Origin of the sequence: Streptomyces silvae (assembly GCF_016745505.1) — a bacterium.
GTDB lineage: Bacteria > Actinomycetota > Actinomycetes > Streptomycetales > Streptomycetaceae > Streptomyces > Streptomyces silvae.
The window spans coordinates 1-22,830 of sequence record NZ_JAERUC010000010.1; the positions used below are offsets into that span (position 1 = coordinate 1).

The 22,830-nt window shown below is 70.9% G+C and carries 19 protein-coding genes and 1 tRNA gene; 16 read left to right on the top strand and 4 right to left on the bottom strand.

Annotated features, from left to right (window positions below; translation table 11 throughout):
• Window positions 1-238 precede the first annotated feature (238 nt).
• Complete coding sequence (locus tag JKV81_RS01390; RefSeq protein WP_202074765.1) at window positions 239-2,983, top strand: penicillin acylase family protein; 2,745 nt, start codon at window positions 239-241, stop codon at window positions 2,981-2,983.
• Here the strand turns inward: JKV81_RS01390 and JKV81_RS01395 are convergent.
• Window positions 2,980-3,561 (bottom strand): 5-formyltetrahydrofolate cyclo-ligase, encoded by a 582-nt coding sequence (locus JKV81_RS01395; protein ID WP_129263954.1) that lies wholly within the window; start codon window positions 3,559-3,561, stop codon window positions 2,980-2,982. The genes JKV81_RS01390 and JKV81_RS01395 overlap by 4 nt on opposite strands.
• A 106-nt stretch (window positions 3,562-3,667) precedes the next feature.
• Between JKV81_RS01395 and galU the strand changes: the two genes are divergently transcribed.
• The 8 genes from galU to JKV81_RS01435 all read left to right on the top strand — a co-directional run bounded on the left by galU (window position 3,668) and on the right by JKV81_RS01435 (window position 10,099).
• Window positions 3,668-4,570, top strand: a complete 903-nt coding sequence (gene galU / locus JKV81_RS01400; RefSeq protein ID WP_124277402.1) for a UTP--glucose-1-phosphate uridylyltransferase GalU — start codon at window positions 3,668-3,670, stop codon at window positions 4,568-4,570.
• A gap of 4 nt (window positions 4,571-4,574) precedes the next feature.
• A complete protein-coding gene (gene glp, locus JKV81_RS01405; RefSeq protein ID WP_202074766.1) occupies window positions 4,575-5,885 on the top strand; it encodes a molybdotransferase-like divisome protein Glp in 1,311 nt (436 codons plus the stop codon).
• 125 nt (window positions 5,886-6,010) lie between these two features.
• Window positions 6,011-6,511 (top strand): cyclic pyranopterin monophosphate synthase MoaC, encoded by a 501-nt coding sequence (gene moaC, locus JKV81_RS01410; protein WP_073753266.1) that lies wholly within the window; start codon window positions 6,011-6,013, stop codon window positions 6,509-6,511.
• A complete protein-coding gene (locus JKV81_RS01415) occupies window positions 6,508-7,032 on the top strand; it encodes a MogA/MoaB family molybdenum cofactor biosynthesis protein (protein WP_129263952.1) in 525 nt (174 codons plus the stop codon). Before moaC ends, JKV81_RS01415 begins: the two co-directional genes overlap by 4 nt.
• Window positions 7,029-7,679 (top strand): GNAT family N-acetyltransferase, encoded by a 651-nt coding sequence (locus JKV81_RS01420; RefSeq protein ID WP_129263950.1) that lies wholly within the window; start codon window positions 7,029-7,031, stop codon window positions 7,677-7,679. Before JKV81_RS01415 ends, JKV81_RS01420 begins: the two co-directional genes overlap by 4 nt.
• Window positions 7,680-7,836: 157 nt before the next feature.
• The gene (gene sepX / locus JKV81_RS01425; RefSeq protein WP_443742730.1) at window positions 7,837-8,958 is read left to right on the top strand and encodes a divisome protein SepX/GlpR; all 1,122 of its coding nucleotides are present in this window, start codon (window positions 7,837-7,839) and stop codon (window positions 8,956-8,958) included.
• Window positions 8,959-9,045: 87 nt separating this feature from the next.
• A tRNA-Ala gene (locus tag JKV81_RS01430) sits at window positions 9,046-9,119 on the top strand.
• 194 nt (window positions 9,120-9,313) lie between these two features.
• A complete protein-coding gene (locus JKV81_RS01435; RefSeq protein ID WP_202074767.1) occupies window positions 9,314-10,099 on the top strand; it encodes an SAM-dependent methyltransferase in 786 nt (261 codons plus the stop codon).
• On the opposite strand, the gene JKV81_RS01440 is transcribed toward JKV81_RS01435, so the two are convergent.
• The gene (locus JKV81_RS01440; RefSeq protein ID WP_129263945.1) at window positions 10,096-10,584 is read right to left on the bottom strand and encodes a GNAT family N-acetyltransferase; all 489 of its coding nucleotides are present in this window, start codon (window positions 10,582-10,584) and stop codon (window positions 10,096-10,098) included. The two genes, JKV81_RS01435 and JKV81_RS01440, sit on opposite strands and share 4 nt — an antisense overlap.
• 49 nt (window positions 10,585-10,633) lie before the next feature.
• On the opposite strand from JKV81_RS01440, the gene JKV81_RS01445 reads away from it, so the two are divergent.
• Window positions 10,634-11,449: an exodeoxyribonuclease III gene (locus JKV81_RS01445; RefSeq protein WP_099177361.1), complete on the top strand. Its 816-nt coding sequence runs from the start codon at window positions 10,634-10,636 to the stop codon at window positions 11,447-11,449.
• 42 nt (window positions 11,450-11,491) lie between these two features.
• Here the strand turns inward: JKV81_RS01445 and JKV81_RS01450 are convergent, their stop codons facing one another.
• Window positions 11,492-12,121, bottom strand: coding sequence for a MerR family transcriptional regulator (locus JKV81_RS01450; RefSeq protein ID WP_129267004.1), 630 nt, complete (start codon window positions 12,119-12,121; stop codon window positions 11,492-11,494).
• 169 nt (window positions 12,122-12,290) lie between these two features.
• On the opposite strand from JKV81_RS01450, the gene JKV81_RS01455 reads away from it, so the two are divergent.
• From JKV81_RS01455 to JKV81_RS01470, 4 genes are all read left to right on the top strand, one after another.
• Complete coding sequence (locus JKV81_RS01455; protein ID WP_202074768.1) at window positions 12,291-13,811, top strand: flavin-containing monooxygenase; 1,521 nt, start codon at window positions 12,291-12,293, stop codon at window positions 13,809-13,811.
• Window positions 13,808-14,764, top strand: coding sequence for an alpha/beta fold hydrolase (locus JKV81_RS01460; RefSeq protein ID WP_202074769.1), 957 nt, complete (start codon window positions 13,808-13,810; stop codon window positions 14,762-14,764). The genes JKV81_RS01455 and JKV81_RS01460 overlap by 4 nt, the downstream gene beginning before the upstream one ends.
• Window positions 14,761-15,645, top strand: coding sequence for an SDR family oxidoreductase (locus JKV81_RS01465; RefSeq protein ID WP_124277393.1), 885 nt, complete (start codon window positions 14,761-14,763; stop codon window positions 15,643-15,645). The genes JKV81_RS01460 and JKV81_RS01465 overlap by 4 nt, the downstream gene beginning before the upstream one ends.
• Before the next feature lie 86 nt (window positions 15,646-15,731).
• Window positions 15,732-15,944: a hypothetical protein gene (locus JKV81_RS01470; protein WP_124277392.1), complete on the top strand. Its 213-nt coding sequence runs from the start codon at window positions 15,732-15,734 to the stop codon at window positions 15,942-15,944.
• Window positions 15,945-16,147: 203 nt separating this feature from the next.
• Here JKV81_RS01470 and JKV81_RS01475 read toward each other — a convergent pair whose 3' ends face one another.
• Entirely contained in the window at window positions 16,148-19,522 is a 3,375-nt protein-coding gene (locus JKV81_RS01475) for a S41 family peptidase (protein WP_202074770.1), read from the bottom strand.
• Between the two features lie 178 nt (window positions 19,523-19,700).
• Between JKV81_RS01475 and JKV81_RS01480 the strand changes: the two genes are divergently transcribed.
• Together JKV81_RS01480 and JKV81_RS01485 are read left to right on the top strand one after the other, a co-directional pair.
• Window positions 19,701-20,273: a TetR/AcrR family transcriptional regulator gene (locus tag JKV81_RS01480; RefSeq protein WP_129263936.1), complete on the top strand. Its 573-nt coding sequence runs from the start codon at window positions 19,701-19,703 to the stop codon at window positions 20,271-20,273.
• Between the two features lie 122 nt (window positions 20,274-20,395).
• Window positions 20,396-22,612 carry an MMPL family transporter gene (locus JKV81_RS01485; RefSeq protein ID WP_202074771.1) on the top strand — a complete coding sequence of 739 codons (2,217 nt, stop codon included), beginning with the start codon at window positions 20,396-20,398 and terminating at the stop codon, window positions 22,610-22,612.
• The last annotated feature ends 218 nt before the right edge of the window (window positions 22,613-22,830 follow it).

Sequence of the window (22,830 nt, forward strand, 5' to 3'; positions counted from 1 at the left end):
GAGCATCCGGCAATCGGGGGCCCCCGATTGCCGGATGCTCTGAGCCTTCCGGAACGTCCTCCGGCGGCCAGTACTTCGTTACCTTACCTAATCTTTAACGCTTTCTTGACGCCTTCGACTGTTCGTGCGAACCGGTGCGCAAATGGATGCATCCCCATACCGCGTCCGAGTGGCTTCTGCGGGGCGCCTATGGTTGCTCCTGCACTCCCAGGACCACCCTGCCCCTCGAAGGACAGCGATGCCCGCCAACACAACCGCCCCTTCCGGGTCTTCCGATGCGAAGAAGACCGGCAGGAAGAAGGGGCGACGCGCCCGCCTGTTCGTGATCGTCCTGGTGCTGGCGCTTGTCGCGGGTGTCGGATACGGCGCGTACTGGTCCGTTTCCACGGTCAGGGCCTCGTACCCGCAGACCACCGGTTCGATAGAGCTCAAGGGTCTTTCCGGCGACGTCGACGTCAAACGTGACGACTACGGGATCCCGCAGATCTACGCGGACACCGACAGCGACCTCTTCCGCGCCCAGGGCTTCGTCCAGGCCCAGGACCGCTTCTGGGAGATGGACGTACGCCGTCACATGACGTCGGGCCGTCTCTCCGAGATGTTCGGCTCCGGCCAGGTCCAGACCGACTCCTTCCTGCGCACGCTGGGCTGGCGCCAGGTCGCGCAGAAGGAGTACGACACGGTCCTGGACGAGGAGACCAAGAAGAACCTCCAGGCCTACACGGAGGGGGTGAACGCGTATCTGGACGGCAAGGACGGCAAGGACATCTCCGTCGAGTACGCGGCGCTCGGGCTGACCAACGACTACAAGCCCACCGAGTGGGACCCGGTCGACTCGGTGGCCTGGCTGAAGGCGATGGCCTGGGACCTGCGCGGGAACATGCAGGACGAGATCGACCGCTCGCTGATGACGAGCAGGCTCACCGAGAAGCAGATCAAGGATCTCTACCCGGACTACCCGTACAAGAAGAACAAGCCGATCGTCGGCCAGGGAGCGGTCTCCCCGGCCACCGGCAAGTTCGACCCGGAGGCCGAGCCGTCGGAGAACATCGGCTCGGGGACCGTCGAGGGCGCGACCGAGGGCCTGAACACCCAGCTTTCCGCGCTCTCCGACACCCTGGACGAGATCCCTGCGCTGCTCGGCCCCAACGGCACCGGCATCGGATCGAACTCCTGGGTCGTCTCCGGGAAGTACACGACGACCGGTAACCCGCTGCTGGCCAACGACCCGCACCTGGCGCCGCAGCTGCCCTCCCTCTGGTACCAGATGGGGCTGCACTGCCGTCAGGTCTCGGAGTCCTGCCAGTACGACGTGGCGGGCTACACGTTCTCCGGGATGCCCGGGGTGATCATCGGCCACAACCAGGACATCGCCTGGGGCTTCACGAACCTCGGCGCCGACGTCACCGACCTCTTCCTGGAGAAGGTCTCGGCCGACGGCTACCAGTACGACGGCAGGACCCGGCCCTTCACCACCCGCAAGGAGACCATCAAGGTCGCCGGCGGCAGGAGCAGGACGATCACCGTCCGCGAGACCAACAACGGCCCGCTGGTCTCCGACCGCAGCGCCGAGCTGGAGAAGGTCGGCAAGAAGGCACCCGTCACCACCTCCGCGCCCGACCGCGGCGACGGGTACGGGGTCGCCCTGAAGTGGACGGCGCTGAGCCCCGGGAAGTCCATGGACGCGGTCTTCGAGCTCAACCGCGCCAAGGACTTCACGACCTTCCGCAAGGCGGCCGCCAACTTCGAGGTGCCGTCGCAGAACATGATCTACGCGGACACCGACGGCCACATCGGCTACCAGGCGCCCGGCAAGATCCCGGTCCGCAAGCAGGGCGACGGTACGACGCCGAGCCCCGGCTGGAGCCCGAAGTACGGCTGGGAGGACGAGTACGTCCTGTTCGACGAGCTGCCGTACGAGTACGACCCGGACCGCGGCTACATCGTCACCGCCAACCAGGCGGTCATCGACGACAGTTACGAGCACCTGCTCACCAAGGACTGGGGTTACGGCGCCCGCAGCCAGCGGATCAACGACCTGATCCAGGGAAAGATCAACCGCGGCGAGAAGATCTCGACCGACGACATGCAGACGATGCAGATGGACAACCAGAGCCGCATCGCCGCGAAGCTGCTGCCGGAGCTGAAGAAGATCAGCATCTCCGACAAGGACGTCCGCGAGGCACAGAAGCTGCTGGAGGGCTGGGACGGCCACCAGGAGCCCGACTCCGCCGCCGCCGCGTACTTCAACGGGGTCTGGCGCAACATCCTGAAGCTGGCCTTCGGCAACAAGCTGCCCAAGGAGATGCGGGCCGAGGGCGACTGCATCTACGTGAAGCCGGTGCCCGGGACCGGGCCGGTGGACGAGCAGGACAAGTCCGTACGCGAATGCGGCCAGCGCGACCCGGACGCGGCTCAGCCGGACGGCGGCGACCGTTGGTACGAGGTCGTCGAGAGCATCCTGGACGACCAGGACAACGAGTGGTGGAAGGCCCCGGCCCAGGGGCGCGAAGAGGCCATCGACAGCCGTGACGAGCTCTTCGCCCGCGCCATGGAGGACGCGCGCTGGGAGCTGACCGCCAAGCTCGGCAAGGACATGTCCACCTGGAGCTGGGGCCGGCTGCACCGGCTGACCCTGCGCAACCAGACGCTCGGCACCGACGGCCCGGACCTCCTCCAGCGGGCCCTGAACCGGGGCCCCTGGGACCTCGGCGGCGGCGAGGCCGCGGTCAACGCGACCGGCTGGAACGCTGCGGGCGGCTACGAGGTCATCTGGGTCCCGTCGATGCGGATGGTCGTCAACGTGGGCGAGTGGGACAAGTCCCGCTGGATCAACCTCACCGGCGCCTCGGGGCACGCGTTCAGCGCGCACTACACCGACCAGACCGACAAGTGGGTCGAAGGTGAACTGCTCGACTGGTCCTTCGAGGAGTCAGCCGTGAAGCAGTCCACCGTGGACTCCCTGACGCTCAAGAAACCCTAGGTCCTCAGGCGCCGCGCTCCGGCCGGCGTGACCACGGCATCCACGGGGTGGTCGTGCGGTTCCTCCGGGACCAGCGCGACCACCTCGTCGTCGTACAGCAGGACGATCAGGGCGGGGTCCGCGCCGGCCGCGGCGAGCCGGGCCAGTACCCGGTCGTAGCTGCCTCCGCCGCGCCCCAGCCGTGTCCCGCGCCGGTCCACGGCCAGGCCGGGCAGCAGGACCGCGTCCGCGTCCAGGACCGCCCGCGGCCCCAGGCGGGCGCCGTCCGGCTCCAGGAGGCCCCGGCCGGCGGGCACGAGGTGCTCGGCGCCTTCGAACGCCGCCCAGTCCAGGTCGTTGTCGGCCATGAGCACCGGCAGCAGCACGCGTACGCCCCGCGCTCGCAGAGCGTCCAGGAGCGCGTGGGTCCCCGGTTCGCGCCCCACGGAGACGTAGGCCGCCACCGTCCTGGCCTCGGTCAGCTCGGGAAGATCCTGGGCGGCCGAGGCGAGAACCGCGGCGGCGTTTCTGACGTCTTCCGAGGTGAGAAGCCTTCGCGCGGCGAGCAGTTCACGCCGCAGGGCGGCCTTTCCGGACATGTCATGGTTCAACGGGTGCTCACATGGTTCGCTTATATGGATGTATGAGGACGAAGTTAACCGGACGCTCATCTTCCGCCCATACGCACCGGTTACAGTTCTGAACATGACTCAGTCGCACCCCAGGATCAGCAAAGCTGTCATCCCAGCTGCAGGTCTCGGCACCCGGTTCCTGCCGGCCACCAAGGCCACTCCCAAAGAGATGCTGCCTGTCGTCGACAAGCCCGCCATCCAGTATGTGGTCGAGGAAGCAGTCGCCGCCGGCCTCTCCGACGTACTGATGATCACCGGTCGCAACAAGCGTCCCCTGGAGGACCACTTCGACCGGAACTACGAGCTGGAGTCCGCGCTGACCCGCAAGGGAGACGCCGAACGGCTCTCCAAGGTCCAGGAGTCCAGCGACCTGGCCACCATGCACTACGTACGCCAGGGCGACCCGCGCGGCCTCGGTCACGCCGTCCTCTGCGCCGCGCCGCACGTCGGCGACCAGCCGTTCGCCGTGCTCCTCGGGGACGACCTCATCGACCCGCGCGACCCGCTGCTCGCCAGGATGGTCGAGATCCAGGAGCGCGAGGGCGGCAGCGTCGTGGCGCTGATGGAGGTCGACCCCGCGCAGATCCACATGTACGGCTGCGCGGCCACCGAGGCCACCACCGACAGCGACGTCGTCCGGGTCACCGGACTCGTGGAGAAGCCCGACCCGGCCGAGGCGCCCAGCAATCTCGCCGTCATCGGCCGCTACGTCCTGGACCCCGCCGTCTTCGGCATACTGCGCCGGACCGAGCCCGGCCGAGGCGGCGAGATCCAGCTCACCGACGCCCTCCAGCTGCTGGCCGAGGACGAGAAGATCGGCGGCCCGGTGCACGGCGTCGTCTTCAAGGGCCGCCGCTACGACACCGGTGACCGCGGTGACTATCTGCGTGCCATTGTCAGACTCGCGTGCGAACGTGAGGACCTGGGCCCGGACTTCCGGACCTGGCTGCGCAGTTACGTCGACGAGGAGTTGTAACAGCTTGAGCAGCACGATCTGGTCGGTGGACGAGCACCTGGACGACATCCTCGCAGCGGTGAAGCCGCTCGAACCCATCGAGCTGCAACTGCCCGACGCCCAGGGCTGCGTCCTGGTCGAGGACGTCGTGGTGGAGGTGTCCCTGCCGCCCTTCGACAACAGCTCGATGGACGGGTACGCCGTCCGGATCTCCGATGTCGAGGGCGCCAGCGAGGAGTTCCCCGCCGTCCTCACCGTCATCGGCGACGTCGCGGCGGGCGACGGGGGCCTGGCCGACGGCCGCTCCGTCGGCCCCGGCGAGGCCGCGCGCATCATGACCGGCGCCCCGCTTCCCGCGGGCGCCGAGGCGGTCGTCCCGGTCGAGTGGACCGACGGCGGCACGGGCGGCGGCCCCGCCTCGGCCATGCGGGCCCACAGCGACGCCCCGGAGGGCGCGAGCGGCGAGGTCCGGATCCACCGCCCGGTCAAGCCGCGCGCCCATGTCCGGGCCAAGGGGAGCGACGTACAGCCGGGTGACCTGGCGCTGCGCGCGGGTTCGGTCGTCGGGCCGCCACAGATCGGGCTGCTCGCCGCGATCGGCCGCTCGACGGTGCGGGTGCGGCCCCGTCCGCGTGTCGTCGTGCTCTCCACCGGCAGCGAGCTGGTGCAGCCGGGCGAGGAGCTCACCGCCGGCCGGATCTACGACTCCAACAGCTTCGCGCTGACCGCGGCGGCCCGGGACGCGGGGGCCATCGCCTACCGCGTGCCGGCGGTCGCCGACGATGCCGAGACGCTGCGGGCCACGATCGAGGACCAGCTGATCCGCGCCGACATCGTCGTCACCACGGGCGGGGTGAGCGTCGGCGCGTACGACGTGGTCAAGGAGGCGCTGTCCTCCGTGGGCGACGAGGACGAGCCGGGCGGCGGAGTCGACTTCCGCAAGCTCGCCATGCAGCCGGGCAAGCCGCAGGGTTTCGGCTCGATCGGCCCCGACCACACACCACTGCTGGCGCTCCCCGGCAACCCGGTCTCCTCGTACGTCTCCTTCGAGCTGTTCGTCCGGCCGGCGATCCTGACGCTGATGGGCCTCGACGACGTCCACCGCCCGAAGGTGCGGGCCACGCTCAGCACCGGTGAGGCGCTCGCCTCGCCGTCCGGCAAACGCCAGTTCCTGCGCGGGACGTACGACGCGGAGGCGGGCACCGTGACTCCCGTCGGCGGGCCCGGATCGCATCTGATCGCCGCCCTCGCCCAGGCCGACGCGCTGATCGTGCTGCCCGAGGACGTCGCCTCCGCCGAGCCCGGCACGGAGACCGAGGTGATCCTCCTCCGCTGACCCGGGCACGGTGGCGGTACGGTATCTGGCGCTGTGCCTTACCGGGGGAAGCCCCCCGGTCCCCCCGCCCGCGCCTGCGCGCGGGGCGGGCGGGCAACCGGCGCCCTACCGCTAGGCGGAGTGAGTTGAGTACGCAGAACAGGCTGACGCACATCGACGAGGCGGGCGCCGCCCGCATGGTCGACGTGTCGGAGAAGGACGTCACGGCACGTGTCGCCCGCGCGAGCGGCCGGGTCCTCGTGTCACCGCGTGTCGTCGAACTCCTCAGGGGCGAGGGCGTCCCCAAGGGAGACGCGCTCGCCACCGCGCGCATCGCCGGGATCATGGGGGCCAAGCGCACCCCGGACCTGATCCCGCTCTGCCACCCGCTCGCCGTCTCCGGGGTGAAGGTCGACCTGAGCGTCGCCGACGACGCGGTGGAGATCCTGGCCACCGTGAAGACCACGGACCGCACGGGGGTCGAGATGGAGGCCCTGACCGCGGTGTCGGTGGCCGCGCTCACGGTGATCGACATGATCAAGGCGGTCGACAAGAGCGCGGTGATCACGGACGTACGGGTCGAGGCGAAGTCGGGCGGCAAGTCCGGCGACTACCGCCGCCCCGCGGCGGAGGGGGCGGACGCATGACCGCGCCCGGCAGCGCCCCCGCCACCGGCGGATACCGCGCCCTCGTCGTGACCGCCTCCAACCGCGCCTCCGCCGGTGTGTACGCCGACAAGGGCGGGCCCCTCATCAGCGAGGCCCTCACCGGTCTCGGGTTCGCCGTCGACGGCCCCCAGGTCGTGCCCGACGGGAATCCGGTGGAAGCGGCCCTGCGGGCCGGGGCGGCCGCGGGCTACGACGTGATCGTCACCACCGGCGGTACGGGCATCTCGCCCACCGACCGCACCCCCGAGGCCACCCGGCGCGTCCTGGACCGCGAGATCCCGGGCATCGCCGAGTCGATCCGCGCCGAGGGCCGGGACAAGGTCCCCACCGCCGCACTCTCCCGCGGCCTCGCGGGCATCGCGGACCGCACCCTCATCGTGAACCTGCCCGGCTCGACCGGCGGCGTACGCGACGGGCTCGCGGTACTCGGCAGGGTTCTGGTGCACGCCGTCGACCAGCTGCGCGGCGGCGATCACCCCCGACCGGGGAGCCCGAGCTGAACGTCCGGACCTGGCCGGCGGTTCTGACCGACGGCGCCGTCACCCTCCGCCCGATAAAGCTGCGCGACCAGAGCATGTGGCGCGAGGTCAACCGGCGTAACCGGGACTGGCTGCGCCCCTGGGAAGCGACCGTCCCGCCACCCGCCCCCGGCGGCCCGGTGGCGCAGCGCCCCACCTACCGGCAGATGATCCGCCACCTGCGCGCCGAGGCGAACGCGGGGCGGATGCTGCCCTTCGCCATCGAGTACGAGGGCCGTCTCGTCGGACAGCTGACGGTGGCGGGCATCACCTGGGGCTCGATGTGCTCGGGCCATGTCGGCTACTGGGTCGACCAGGACGTGGCGGGCCGCGGGGTCATGCCGACCGCGGTGGCGCTCGCCGTCGACCACTGTTTCCGTACGGTCGGACTGCATCGGATCGAGGTGTGCATTCGGCCGGAGAACGCCCCCAGCCGCAGGGTCGTGGAGAAACTCGGATTCCGCGCGGAAGGGCTTCGTCCACGCTATCTGCACATCGACGGTGCGTGGCGGGACCACCTGATCTTCGCGCTCACCGCGGAAGAAGTCCCCGACGGACTGCTGCGGCGTTGGCGCAGGGTGCGGCCGGGTACGTCCGGAACACCGCGCACTCCCGGGGAAATGAAATAAGTGTTCGAATTTGATCGCTCTCTGACGGTAATGAACCTCACTTTCGGCGACTGTTGACCCGAACAAGCACAAAAAAAGTCCGTCATATCAGCCGGATCGTGCGACACACCGGGCCAATTGGCGGATGCCGCCGTGCAAACCCCTCTACGGTGTGAGCGTGAGCAGCAGCGGCCTCATCTACGCAGTCATCGTCGGTGCATGGGCCGCCTACTTGGTGCCGATGTGGCTCCGCAGGCAGGACGAGCTCAACGAGGCGCGTCCGACGGAACGCTTCAGCACCGCCATCCGGCTGCTGTCCGGACGGGCGGCCATGGAGCGCCGTTACGCCAAGGAGCTGCGGGAGCGGGATGCCGAGGAGGCGCCTGGCGACGTGGACCCGGATGCCGTCACGGACCGACTGGAGTCCGTCGACGTCCGGGCCTTTTCCGCGCCCCCGGACCGTACGGAAGCGCGGTTGCGCGTGCCCGCGCCCGGCCGCCCGGAGCAGGAGCGCACGCAGGAGCGGGCACCCCGCCCGGCGCCCGCGCGGCGCTCGCGCCCTTCCGGCGCGGAGACAGAGCGCGAGCGCCGGCGGCGCTCGCAGGTTCTGGCGCGCCGGCGGCGTACCACCACGGTCCTCTTCATGGCGTTCACGCTGGGCGCGGTCGTCGCGGCGGTGGGCGGACTCCGCTTCCTGTGGGCACCGGCCGTTCCGGCCGTGCTGCTGAGCACGTACATCGTGCATCTGCGTGCCCAGGAGCGCCGCCGGTTCGTCTTCACCATGGACCGGCGCCGGGCCGAGGTGGCCGCGCAGCGGCTGCGCGAGAACCGGCCCCGCAGGCACCAGCCCGCGTCCTCGGCTCCCGCCGAGCCCGACGAGGAGCCCGAAGCGGCCGCTCCCGTGCCCACGGTCTCGCCGCAGGAGGCGGGCCGCCGCGCCCTCGTCGAGCAGACGGACCACGCGGAGTGGGTCGACCAGCAGCGCGAACGCGGACCGGCCCAGGGCGACAGCTGGGAGCCGGTCCCGGTCCCGCTGCCGACGTACGTGACCGCACCGGTCGCCCCGCGCGCCACGGGCGGGGTGGAGGTCGGCGACCCGGAGACCTGGAGCGCGGCCCGCTCCAGCCCGGCGGAGCCCACCCGGACGGGCAGCCGCGACGCCCAGGACGCGGCCGCACCCGACGCGGAACCGGCCCCGCGCCGCCGCGGCAACGCACCCAAGCGCACCCGCGACCGCGGCCGGACACCCCTCTTCGACCAGTACGACGACGAGGACAGGCCGCGCGCGGCCAACGAGTGAGACCCGGGGTGAACCCGACTCGGTGACCTGCCGGGATACGGATTTCCGAGCACCCCGGTGAGGGTGCTAGAGTTTCACTCGTTGCAAGGGCCTGTGGCGCAGTCTGGTAGCGCACCTCGTTCGCATCGAGGGGGTCTGGGGTTCAAATCCCCACAGGTCCACCGCACACACGAAGGTCCCGCCCGATCGGAAGATCGGGCGGGACCTTCGTCGTTGCCAGGCGCGGCGTCCACCCGGCCGACCACCCGGTAACCTGGGCCTTCCTCGCTCACCCGCCCTGCCGGTGACCGCTGTTGAGGGTTGCGCGGGTCAGGTGCGGGGGTGCCTGTTCGTGGTTCCGTATGGAGGGCGCACCGTGACAGCCGGCATACCCAGCTCCCGCATCGACACCAGCAAGCCGCACCCGGCACGGGTCTACGACTGGCTGCTCGGCGGGAAGGACAACTACCCGGTCGACCAGGAGGTCGCCGAGAAACTGCCTGCCGAGGCGCGGGCGAACGCCGCGCGGAACCGGGCGTTCATGCACCGGGCGTCGGCGTGGCTGGCCGGGCAGGGCGTCGATCAGTTCCTGGACATCGGGACTGGCATCCCCACCGCGCCGAACCTCCATCAGATCGTCCAGGCCGTGACCCCGGGCGCCCGGATCGTCTACGCGGACAACGACCCCATCGTGCTGCGTCACGCGGAAGCCCTGCTGGTGAGCCACCCCGACGGGGCGACCGACTACATCCACGCGGATGTGCGGCAGCCGGAGGCGATCCTCGAACAGGCCGCGAAGCTGCTGGACTTCACCAGGCCCGTCGCGCTGTCCCTCATCGCGCTGATGCACTTCCTGCCGGACGGACAGGACCCGTACGGCATCACCCGCACGCTGGTCGGGGCGCTGCCGTCGGGGAGTTATCTGGTGCTGTCGCACGGGACCGCCGATCAGCACCCGGAGCTCAAGCAGGAGACGGAGTCGGCGTACCGGAAGGGTGAGATCTCGCTGCGCATGCGGACGCGCGAGGAGGTCGAGCCGTTCTTCGAGGGGCTGGAGCTGGTCGGGCCGGGGCTGGTCACCGCGCCCGAGTGGTACCAGGAGGAGCCCGCGCCGGTGTACGAGCGGAGCGGGTTCTACGTCGGCGTGGCCCGGGTTCCCTAGGAGGGCAGGGCCAGCGGCTTGGCCATGCAGATGCTGCTGTCGTACGTGCGGTAGTGGCCGAACTTCTCGCAGAGCGTGTAGCCGCTCGACGTGTACAGCGCGATCGCCTCGGGCTGCCGGTCGCCGGTCTCCAGGACCATGCGGGTGCGGCCGGCCGCGCGGGCGTCGGCCTCCAGGGCGGCGAGGATCCGGCGTGCCAGGCCCTGGCCGCGGCCTTCGGGGACGACGAACATCCGCTTGATCTCGGCGTCGCCGTCCGCGTACCCCTCGGCGTTCCGCTCCTGGCTGCGCCAGCCGCCGGTGGCCAGCGGGCGGCCCTGCTCGTCGTAGGCGAGCAGATACAGTCCGCGAGGCGGATCGAACATCGTGGCGTCGAGCGGTGTGATGTCGCCCTCGTCGCCGTAGCGCTCGGCGTATTCGAGCTGCACCTGGTCGTTGAGTTTCACGGCGTCGGGGTGGTCGAAGGGCCGAGGCTGGATATTCATGCGCACAATAGTACAGGTATGCATAGGGGTGTGTAGGTACTGTACCTGGATGCTGACTGTTACCACCGTGAACGTGAACGGGCTCCGTGCCGCCGCGAAGAAGGGCTTCGTGGAGTGGCTGGGGCAGACCGAGGCCGATGTGATCTGCCTCCAGGAGGTCCGCGCCGAGGCGCAGCAGCTCCCCGAGGAGGTGCGTGACCCCGAGGGCTGGCACGTCGTGTACGCCCCGGCCGCCGCCAAGGGGCGCGCGGGCGTCGCCCTCTACACGCGGCACGCGCCGGAGCGAGTCCAGATCGGCTTCGGTGGGTTCGAGGTGCCGGGGAGCGGCGAGTTCGACACCTCCGGCCGGTACGTCGAGGTGGACCTCCCGGGTGTGACGGTCGCCAGCCTCTATCTGCCGTCCGGCGAGGTCGGCACGGAGCGGCAGGAGGAGAAGGAGCGCTTCATGGCCGCCTTCCTCCCCTACCTCCAGGGGCTGAAGGTGCGGGCCGCCGCCGAGGGGCGCGAGGTCGTCGTGTGCGGCGACTGGAACATCGCCCACCGCGAGGCCGACCTCAAGAACTGGAAGGCCAACAGGAAGAGCTCCGGCTTCCTCCCCGAGGAGCGGGAGTGGCTGACCCGGGTGTTCGACGAGGCGGCGTACGTCGATGTGGTCCGCGCGCTGCACCCGGACGAGGAGGGCCCGTACTCCTGGTGGTCCTACCGGGGCCGGGCCTTCGACAACGACACGGGCTGGCGCATCGACTACCAGGTGGCGACCCCGGGGCTGGCCGGCCGCGCGGTCAAGGCCTGGGTGGAGCGCGCCGCCACGCACGGCGAGCGGTGGAGCGACCACGCGCCGGTGACGGTCACGTACGAGCGGTAGTCCGACCGGGCGGCCGGGCAGGCGGGACCTTCAAAACACGCCCTAGGGGCGCCGGTCGTCCTTGCGGAGCCGCCGGTCCAGGGCCATCGACAGCTCGGCGTCCACCACCGCCTGGGCCAGCGTGCGCAGTTGCTCCGGTTCGGTGTGCTCGGTGTGGGTGCGCAGGACGCGTACGAAGAGGTCGGCCAGGGCGTCCGCGTGCTCGCGGACCTGGCGGCCGGCGCCGAGCACGGCGTCGAGCGGCACGCCGGCGCGCACCAGTTCGGACGAGGCGTCCAGCAGGCGGCGGCTGATGTGGACGATCTCGTCGCCGTCGATGCCGAGGTAGCCCAGCTCCATCGCGGCGGCGAGATTCTCCGCCGTCGCCTGGTCCTGGAAGTAGTCGGCGAGCTGTTCGGGCGTGAGCCGGACCGGGGTCTCCTCGGTCGGCTCGCCCAGGCCCAGCACCTCCGCGACGTCCCGGCCGCTGTCGAAGGTGGTGGCGAGGTCCGCGATGCCGTTGAGGGTGTGGCCCCTCTCCAGCAGGCCCGTGATGGTGCGCAGCCGGGCCAGATGGTGGTCGTCGTACCAGGCGATACGGCCCTCGCGGCGCGGTGGCTGGATCAGGCCGCGCTCCCGGTAGAAGCGCAGGGTGCGCACGGTGATGCCGGCCTCCTTGGCCAGCTCCTCCATGCGGTACTCGCGGTGCTCGCGTCCTTCAGCCACACCCGCACCCTATGTTGTACCGCCGGTAACTTTCCTCGGTCCGCCCCCTACCCATCGGTACGGAGCTGCTCTACCCTCCCAACAATGCCAGTGATTGCTGGCAGAGTCGTGTGACGTACCGCGGGGAGGCGGCAGGATGGCCCAGCACGAGCACGTACGAGTGGCGGTGATCGGATCCGGATTCGGGGGCCTCGGAGCCGCGGTCCGGCTCCGCCGTGAAGGCATCACCGACTTCCTGGTCCTCGAACGTGCCGCCGCCGTCGGCGGCACCTGGCGGGACAACAGCTACCCGGGCTGCGCCTGCGACGTCCCGTCCCACCTGTACTCGTTCTCGTTCGCGCCCAACCCCGACTGGCCGCGCACCTTCTCGGGCCAGCAGCACATCCGGGCCTACCTGGAGCACGTCGCCGACACCTTCGGGCTGCGCCCGCACATCAGGCTGAACCACGAAGTCACGGTCATGCGCTGGGACAACGACGAACTGCACTGGGTGATCGAGGCGGCGAACGGCTCGACGGTCACCGCCGACGCCGTCGTCTCCGCCACCGGCCCGCTCTCCGACCCGAAGCTGCCGGACATCCCGGGGCTCGCCGAATTCCCCGGCAAGGTCTTCCACTCCGCACAGTGGGACCACGACTACGACCTGAGCGGCAAGCGCGTCGCGGTGGTCGGGACCGGGGCCTCCGCGATCCAGATCGTCCCGGAGATCCAGCCGAAGGCCGGCCGGCTCACCCTCTTCCAGCGGACCCCGCCCTGGGTGATGCCGCGCATGGACCGGGCGATCAGCGGCGCCGAGAAGTGGCTGCACCGCACGCTCCCCTTCACGGCCACCGCGCGCCGTGGACTGCTGTGGGGCATCCGGGAGTTGCAGGTGGGTGCCTTCACCAAGCACCCCGACCAGCTCGGGCTCGTCGAGAGGATAGCCAAGTCCAACATGGCGCGGGCGATCAAGGATCCCGCGCTGCGGGCCAAGCTGACGCCCTCGTACCGCATCGGCTGCAAGCGGATCCTGCTCTCCAACGCCTACTACCCGGCGCTCGCGCAGCCGAATGTGGACGTGGTCGACTCCGGCCTCTCCGAGGTGCGGGGCTCCACCCTCGTCGGGTCGGACGGCACGGAGACCGAGGCCGACGTGATCATCCTCGGCACCGGCTTCCATGTGACGGACATGCCGATCGCGAGCCGGGTCGTCGGAGCCGACGGCATCACCCTCGCCGAGTCCTGGAAGGGCGGGATGCAGGCGCTGCGCGGTGCGACCGCGGCCGGCTTCCCCAACTGGATGACGATCATCGGCCCCAACACGGGGCTGGGGAACTCCTCCATGATCCTCATGATCGAGTCCCAGCTGAACTACATGGCCGACTACCTGCGCCAGCTGGACGTCCTGGGCGGCCGCGTCGCGCTCGACGCCCGGCCCTCCGCCGTCGGCGACTGGAACCGGCGGGTCCAGGAGCGGATGAAGCGGACCGTCTGGAACACCGGCGGCTGCACCAGCTGGTACCTCGACGCCGACGGGCGCAACACCACTGTCTGGCCCGGCACGACCGCCGAGTTCCGGCGGGCCACGCGCTCGGTCGACCTGGGTGACTACGACGTCGTCCGCCCACCCGTCACCCGCCCCACGGCGCAGGCCGTGCCCGAGGAGGCCGCACGATGAGCAGGCTGACCCAGCGGGCGGCCACGCCGCCCCCGCCCGTACCCGTACGTGAACTGGGCGTCGTCTCCGCCGACGGCTCGCGCCTCCACGTCGAGCTGTACGGCCCCGAGGACGCACCCGCGGTGGTCCTGTCCCACGGCTGGACCTGCAACACCCGCTTCTGGGACGCCCAGATACGCGACCTGGCGGTGGACCACCGGGTCGTCGTCTACGACCAGCGCGGCCACGGGCGTTCGCCCGCCGCCGGCGCCGGCGGCTACAGCACCCGTGCGCTCGCCGACGACCTCGAAGCGGTCCTCAAGGCCACCCTGGAACCGGGCCGGAAGGCGGTGCTCGCCGGCCATTCCATGGGCGGGATGACGATCATGGCGGCGGGCGGCCGCGCCGCCGTACGGGAGCACGGGGCGGCCGCGCTGCTGTGCAGCACCGGCAGTTCGCGCCTGACGGCCGAGTCGCTGGTGCTCCCGCTGCGGGCCGGTGCGCTGCGCACCCGGATGACCACGGCGGTCCTCGGTGCGCGGGCTCCTCTCGGGCCCGTCAACGCGGTGTCCAGGGCGATCCTCAAGTACGCCACGATGGGGCGCGGTTCTGCCCCGGAACGGGTGGATGCCTGTGCCAGGATCGTCCACGCGTGTCCCCGCGGGGCACGCGTCGCCTGGGGGCACGTGCTCGCCGAGCTCGACCTCGAGGCGCGCATACGGGAGCTGCGGCTGCCGACGGCGGTGATCGCGGGTACGGACGACCGGCTGACGCCGCCCGTGCACGCGAGGGCCATCGAAGCGGCGCTGCCGCAGAGCCTCGGGCTGACCGAACTGGCGGGCATGGGCCACATGACGCCGGTCGAGGCACCCGAGACGGTCACGGCGAAGCTGCGCGAGCTGGTGGCCCTGTACGTCACTGTGGACAGCGCGGGCGGTACGGCGGAAGCCGTGAGCGAGGAGGAGGTCGCATGAGCGGCAGGCGGAGTCTCGAAGGTCAGGTCGTCGTCGTCACCGGTGCGGCGCGGGGAGTGGGCGAGCTGCTGGCCCGCAAGCTGTCGGCGCGCGGCGCCACGCTGGCGCTGGTCGGCCTGGAACCGGAGGAGCTGAAGAAGGTCTCGGAGCGGCTGCACTCCGAGAGCGACCACTGGCACGCGGACGTCACCGACCACGAGGCGATGAGCCGGGTCGCCGGAGAGGTCAAGGCGCGCTTCGGGAAGATCGACATCGTGGTCGCCAACGCGGGTGTCGCCTCCGGGGGGCCGCTGGTGGACTCCGACCCGGAGGCGTGGCGGCGGGTCATCGAGGTGAACCTGATAGGCGGTGCGGTGACGGCGCGGGCGTTCCTGCCGGTGCTCATGGAGAGCCGCGGCTACTTCCTCCAGATAGCGTCGCTGGCCGCGATCACCCCGGCGCCCATGATGAGCGCGTACTGCGCGTCCAAGTCGGGCGTGGAGGCCTTCGCGCACTGCCTGCGCGGCGAGGTCGGCCACCGGGGCGTGAAGGTCGGGGTCGGCTATCTGTCCTGGACCGACACGGACATGGTGCGCGGCGCCGACGAGGACGACGTCATGCGGGAGTTGCGGCAGCGGCTGCCGTGGCCGACGAACCGCACCTACCCGCTGGGCCCGGCGGTCGACCGGATCGTGGCAGGGATCGAGCGCCGCTCCGCGCATGTGTACGCCCAGTGGTGGCTGCGCGGGATGCAGTCGGTCCGGGGATACCTGCCGATGGTCATAGGGACCGTCGGGCAACGCGAGATGAAGCGGTTCGGGTCCCGGCTGGACGGTGTCGGCAAGGGACTCGTGGGGGCCGGCGGGGAGGCCGACCAGAAGGCGCGGGTCGCCCGCGGATGATCGAAATGCGGTGAATGTCCGGGTGTGTAAGTCTGATCGAGGTCCCACCGGGGCCGACCCCACGCACCCACATAGGAGTGAACAGCATGGGCATCGCAGACCAGTTCAAGGACAAGGCGCAGGAGCTCGCCGACCAGGCCAAGCAGCAGAAGGCCGGTGGCAAGCAGGGGCAGGCGCGTGAGCGCTCGGCCGACCAGGCGTCGCGTCGTGGCGCGGACCAGCCGCAGGGCCGTCGGCCCGAGGCGCGGGACCGTGCGCAGGACGCTGCGGACCAGGCGCGTGAGCGTTCCGGTCGCTGACGCACTGCGCGTCTGAGGTCTGTTGGGGCGTACCCGGGTTCCGGGTACGCCCCTTCCTTGCGCGGTGCGGGTTGCGGGGCGCGAGCTTGCGCGGTGCGGGGTTTCGGGGCTCTGCCCCGGACCCCGCTCCTCAATCGCCGGAGGGGCTGAAATTCGCTCGGCCCGGGGCCCCGAGGGGCTTGATTCGGGCCGGGGGCGGCCGGCTACCTCGGGGGCAGGGGTGGCCTGCGCAGGTTCGGGGCCGTGTCGTAGCTGGGGGGTGTGGCTGCCGGGTGGGCGGCCAGGAGGTCCAGGGCGACTCTGACGGCGTCGTCCAGTACCGCGTGGCGGCCCTCCGCCCAGTCCAGCGGGGTGCGCAGGGCCTCCAGGTCGGGCTCGACGCCGTAGTTCTCGACGGACCAGCCGTACGTGTCGAACCAGGCCGCGTTCATCGGCACCGTGATCACCGTGCCGTCGCCGAGCTTGTGACGGCCGGTCATCCCGACCACACCGCCCCAGGTGCGCTGGCCCACCACCGGTCCCAGTTTCAGCAGCCGGAACGCGGCCGTGATCATGTCGCCGTCGGAGGAGGTGGCCTCGTCGGCGAGGGCGACGACCGGGCCCCGGGGTGCGTTGGACGCGTAACTGACCGCCTGGGCGTTGCGGGTCAGGTCCCAGCCGAGGATGGTGCGGGTGAGCTTCTCGACGACCAGCTCGCTGATGTGGCCGCCCGCGTTGCCCCGTACGTCCACGATCAGGGCCGGACGCGAGACCTCCAGCCGCAGGTCCCGGTTGAACTGGGCCCAGCCGGAGCCGCCCATGTCGGGGATGTGCAGATACCCGCACTTGCCGTGGCTCAACTCCCGTACGACCTCGCGGCGTTTGGCCACCCAGTCCTGGTAGCGCAGCGGGCGTTCGTCGACCAGGGGGACGATCGCGATGCGCCGGGACCGGCCTCCGCACTCGCCCCCGGACGGGCGGAACGTCAGCTCCACCGTCGTGCCGCCCGCCGCTGTCAGCAGCGGGTACGGGCCCGCCACCGGGTCGACCGGCCGGCCGTCGACATGGGTGAGGACGGCGCCCTCCCTGATGCCCGTACCGGCGAGCGGTGAACGGGCCTTGGAGTCCGAGGAGTCGCCGGGCAGGACGCGCTGCACCGTCCAGTTCCCGTCCCGGCACACGAGGTTGGCGCCCAGCAGGCCGATCGCCCGCTGGTAGTGCGGGGGCCCCTCGTTGCGGCGTGCGGGCGAGACGTACGCGTGGGAGGTGCCCAGCTCGCCCAGGACCTCGCGCAGCAGGTCGGCGAACTCGTCGGGGGTGGCGACCCGTTCGACCAGCGGCCGGTACTGCTCCAGGACGCCGTCCCAGTCGATGCCGCACATGTCCGGGTCCCAGAAGTAGGCGCGGGCGATGCGCCCCGCCTCCCCGTAGGCCTGGCGCCACTCGGCCGCTGGGTCGACGTCGTGCAGGATGCGGCGCAGGTCGAGGAAGACCGTCGAGTCGTTGTCGCCCGGCTCGTTGGACGGCACGGCGCGCAGCTCGCCGTCGTCCATGACGACCAGCCGGGTCGCGTCCCCGCTGACCGCGAACCAGTCGAGGTGGCCGACCAGTTCGGTCCTGCGGGCCTTGGCGATGTTGAAGTGCTCCAGCGTGGGCCGGCCCGACATGTCCGCCGGGTTCGCGAAGGTCTCGCCCAGCGCCCCGGAGATCGGCCAGCGCAGCCAGACGAGGCCGCCGCCGCTGACCGGCTGGAGGCCCGAGTACTTCGAGGCGGAGACCGGGAACGGGGTGACCCTGTTCTCCAGCCCCTCGAACTCCACCATGACCGTCGGCCCCTCGACCGGGCCCTCGGGGATGTCCACCGGGTCCAGCCCGCCCGCCGCGGGCCTGCCGTCCGGGAGCAGGGCGAAGGGGGAGGGGGTGGCCGAGGAGAGGGGGACCAGGTACGGGCGGCAGCCCAGCGGGAAGGAGAGGTCGCCGGTGTGGACGTCGTACACCGGGTCGAAGCCGCGCCAGGACAGGAAGGCGAGATAGCGGCCGTCGCCGGTGAAGACGGGGTTCTCGTCCTCGAAGCGGCCGTTGGTGACATCGACTATCACCGGGGCGTCGGGGCCGGTGATCCGGGCCAGTTTGATCTGCCGCAGGGACCGGCCCACGCCGGGGTGCGACCAGGTCAGCCAGTGGCCGTCCGGGGAGAACGCCAGATCGCGGACCGGGCCGTTCACGGAGCGGATGAGCTCGGTGACCTCGGTGGTGTCCACCTCGGCCCCGGCTTGTACGAGGCTGCCTTCGACGCGCCCGCTGTCCAGGTCCTCGATGACCTCGACGACGTCGACGACGCCGCCCTCCGTCTCCGCGGTGTCCAGCAGGAGGAGCCGGCCGTCGTTCGAGGCGATGGCCAGCTGCTCGCCCTCCGGGTCGGAGATCAGCTCGTGGACCCGGCCCAGCTGCCCGGCGGCCAGCCGGCGGGGCGGGCGGTCGCCGCTGGCCCGGGGGAGGTAGGCGATCTCGATCGCGTCGTCGCCCTCCGCGTCCGTGACGTACGCGACCTGGCCGCTGCTGCCGAGCATCTCCGGCAGCCGGACCCGCACCCCCGGGGTGTCGGCGATCGTGCGGGCGGGGCCGTCGCGGTGGGTGAGCCAGTACAGGCTGCCGCGCACGGAGACGGCGCTCGCCCGGCCCGTCTCGTCGACGGCCAGCGAGTCGACGTTGCTGGACGCCGGCACCTGGTACGTACGCCGGCCGGTCCGGGGCCCTCCGAGCCGTACGTCCAGTTTCCGGGGCTTCGCGTCCGGGGACTCCAGGTCCTCGACCAGCCACAGAGCGCCGCCGCACTGGTAGACCACCCGGCTGCCGTCGCTGGAGGCGTGCCGGGCGTAGAACGCGTCGTGGTCCGTGTGACGGCGCAGATCGGTGCCGTCCATCAGGCAGGAGTACAGATTGCCGACGCCCTGGTGGTCGGAGAGGAAGGCGATGCGGCGCCCGACGAACATCGGCGCGTCCAGGTGCCCGCCGATGTCCGGCAGCAGCCGCTCGCCGTGCAGCCAGAGCCGGCCCATGGCGCCGCCCCGGTACCGCTTCCAGGCCGCCGGCTCGTGCGGCGGCTTTCCGGTGAGGAGCAGGGTGCGCCGCTCGCCGTCGATGTCGGCGACCGCGATGTCGGAGACGGGCCCCCAGGGGAGCTTGCCGCCGGGGCCCCCGTCGGTGGGGACGCTGTACGCCCAGGAGAAGTAGGAGAACGGCTGGTTGTGCGAGGACACGGCGAGGATCTGGGAGGAGTCCCCGGGGTCGGGGCTCCAGCCGCAGACCCGGGCGTCGGTCGAGCCCCAGTAGGTGAGTCTGCGGGCGGGGCCGCCCTCGACGGGGGCGAGGTGGATCTCTGGATCGAGCGTGCGCCAGGTCGTGTAGGCGATACGGCTGCCGTCGGGCGAGAAGCGCGGATGACTGACCCTGGTCCGGTCGATGGTCAGCCGCCACGCCCGGCCGGGCCGCTGCCCCTCCGGGGCGAGGGGGGCGACCCAGAGGTCGTCCTCCGCCGCGAAGCAGAGCAAGTCCTTGTGGAGGTGCGGGAAACGGAGATACGCGACGTCGTCACTCACCCTCCAATGCTTTCCGTGCGCAGGGCCCGCGGCAACTTGTGGTGCAGGACACAAGCGAAACTGTTTCGTTTCGCTGAGGGCGGGGAGTATCTTCGAGGTGTACGAAACAGTTTCGTTCCGTTAGTTGATCTTCGACTGACGTACGATCCAGCAGGCGCGAGGAAGAGGAGGTCGACCCATGGCACGCAGCCGGCTCACGCCCGAACGTGAGAACGAGCTGTACGAGGCCGTGCTCGACCTGCTCGGCGAGGTCGGCTACGAAGCCCTGACCATGGACGCCGTCGCCGCCCGCACCCGTTCCAGCAAGGCCACCCTCTACCGCCAGTGGGGGAGCAAGGCCGAGCTGGTCGTCAAGGCGCTCCGGAACGACAAGCCGGTGCACCTCGGCGATGTCGACACCGGTTCGCTCCGCGGCGACTTCCTCGCCGTGATGGGCCGCACCGACGACTGCCAGATGGAGAAGAACTCCGCACTGCTGCGGGGTCTGAGCCATGCCGTCCACAACAACCCCGATCTCTTCCAGGCGCTGCGCGAGCTGCTGATCGAGCCGGAGATCACCGGTCTCGGGGCCATGCTCCAGCGGGCCGTGGACCGGGGGGAAGTGCGTCCGGACAATCCGGCGCTCCCCTATGTGCCCCACATGATGATCGGCGCCTTCGCCGCACGGGAGCTGGTCGACGACCGCCCCGTCGACCAGGCGTTCCTCACCGACTACGCGGAATCCGTGGTGTTCCCCGCCCTCGGCGTCTGACGTCCCCTTTTCTCCTCCCGTACGACCTGCTTCCGACGCTCCACCTGACACGCCGCTCTCGTCGTCGGGCTGGTTCCTCACGCCCTCTTCCACTCAACGACCTGACCGGGAGTAACCCCTCCGTGGCTACATTCCTGTACAAACTCGGACGGCTCGCCTTCCGGCGCCGCCGTTACGTCGCCCTGATCTGGGTGGCCCTGCTGGCGCTGGCCGGCTTCGGCGCCTCCTCGGCCGCCACCGCCACCTCCAGCTCCTTCTCGATCCCCGGCACGGAGGCCCAGAAGGCCTTCGACCTGCTGGAGGAACGTTTCCCCGGTGGCAGCGCCGACGGTGCGACCGCCCGGATCGTCTTCAAGGCCCCCGAGGGCGAGAAGGTGTCCCAGGCGGCGAACAAGGCCGAGATCCAGGGGATCGTCGGCGAGTTGAAGTCCGGCTCGGACCAGATCGCCTCCGTCGCCGACCCGTACACGGCGAACGCCGTCAGCAAGGACGGCTCGACCGCGTACATCTCCGTGTCCTACAAGGTCAACTCGATGGAGCTGACGGACGCGACGCGGGAGGCCCTGGAAGACGTGGGCCACGACGCGCAGGACAGCGGCATGAAGGTGGAGATCGGCGGTGACGCGCTCCAGGTGATGCCGGAGACGGGGGCCACCGAGATCATCGGTGTCGCCATCGCCGCCGTCGTCCTGGTGATCACCTTCGGTTCGCTGATCGCCGCGGGGCTGCCCCTGCTGACCGCCCTCATCGGGGTCGGCATCGGGGTCTCCACGATCACCGCCCTGGCCAACGTCCTGGACCTGGGCTCCACCACCTCGACCCTCGCGATGATGATCGGCCTCGCGGTCGGCATCGACTACGCGCTGTTCATCGTGTCCCGCTACCGCGCCGAACTGGCCGAGGGCCGGGAGCGTGAGGAAGCCGCCGGGCGGGCCGTCGGAACGGCCGGGTCCGCCGTGGTCTTCGCGGGGCTCACCGTGGTCATCGCCCTGGTCGGCCTCGCCGTCGTCAACATCCCCATGCTCTCCAAGATGGGCTTCGCCGCCGCCGGTACGGTCGCGATCGCCGTCCTCATCGCCCTCACCCTCGTCCCGGCGCTGCTGGGCTTCGCGGGCAAGCGGGTCATGGGGCGCAAGGCGCGCAAGGCCGCCGAGGCGGAGAACAGGCCCGAGGCGAAGCCGAACATGGGGACCCGCTGGGCCCGGTTCGTGCTGCGCCGCCCGGTGTGGGTGCTGCTGGTGGGTGTCCTCGGCCTCGGCGCCATCGCCGTACCGGCCGCCTCGCTGGAGATGGGTCTCCCGGACGACGGCGCGCAGCCGAAGTCGACCACCCAGCGTCAGGCCTACGACATGCTCTCCGACGGCTTCGGCCCCGGGTTCAACGGCCCGCTGATGGTCGTCGTCGACACCAGCAACAGCTCCGACGGCAAGGCCGCGGTGAACAGGGTCTCCGACGAGATCGAGGGCTCCGGCGGTGTCGCCGCGGTCACCCCGGCCGTCTTCAACAAGGCCGGCGACACCGCGACCATCACGGTCATCCCCAAGGACCGGCCGAGCTCCGTCGAGACGGAGAACGTGGTCCACGCCATCCGTGACGCGGGTGACGGGATCAGGAGCGACACCGGTGCCGAGGTGCTGGTCACCGGCGCCACGGCGATGAACATCGACTTCTCGCAGAAGATGAACGACGCGCTGCTGCCCTATCTGGCGCTCGTCGTCGGCCTGGCGTTCCTGCTGCTGATGGTGGTCTTCCGCTCGGTCCTCGTCCCGCTGAAGGCGGCCCTCGGCTTCCTGCTCTCGGTGGTCGCGGCCCTGGGTGCGGTCGTCGCGGTCTTCCAGTGGGGCTGGCTCGGATCGCTCTTCGGGGTCGAGCAGACCGGCCCGATCATGAGCATGATGCCGATCTTCATGGTGGGCGTGGTCTTCGGCCTCGCGATGGACTACGAGGTCTTCCTGGTCACGCGGATGCGCGAGGCGTACGTCCATGGGGAGACCCCCGGACAGGCGATCGTCACCGGGTTCCGGCACGGCGCCCGGGTGGTCACGGCCGCTGCGGTGATCATGATGGCCGTCTTCGCCGGCTTCATCGGCTCCTCGGAGCAGATGATCAAGATGATCGGCTTCTCCCTGGCCATCGCCGTCTTCTTCGACGCCTTCGTGGTGCGGATGGCGATCGTGCCGGCGGTGCTCGCCCTGCTCGGCAGGCGTGCCTGGTGGCTGCCGCGCTGGCTGGACCGGGTGCTGCCCAACGTGGACGTCGAGGGCGAGGGCCTGCGCAAGGACCTCTCCGAGGACGGGCCCGCCGAGGGCGGCGGCGAGCGGGAGCTGGTGCGCGTCTGACGCGACGAGACCCCGGGGCGCGCGTCTGAGCGGAACGCGCCCCCGGAGCGCCGGTTACCTGTGGGGACGGGGGACCGGGGCGACAGAGAGCCCCCGTGCACGCGGCACGGGGCTCTCGTCCTGCCCGGGTTCAGGCGCGGGTGACGGTGGCGGAGGTGGCGGGGGTGGTGGGGGTGGTGGCCGCCGGGCGCTTCGGCGCCCTCGCGCGGGTCCGCGAC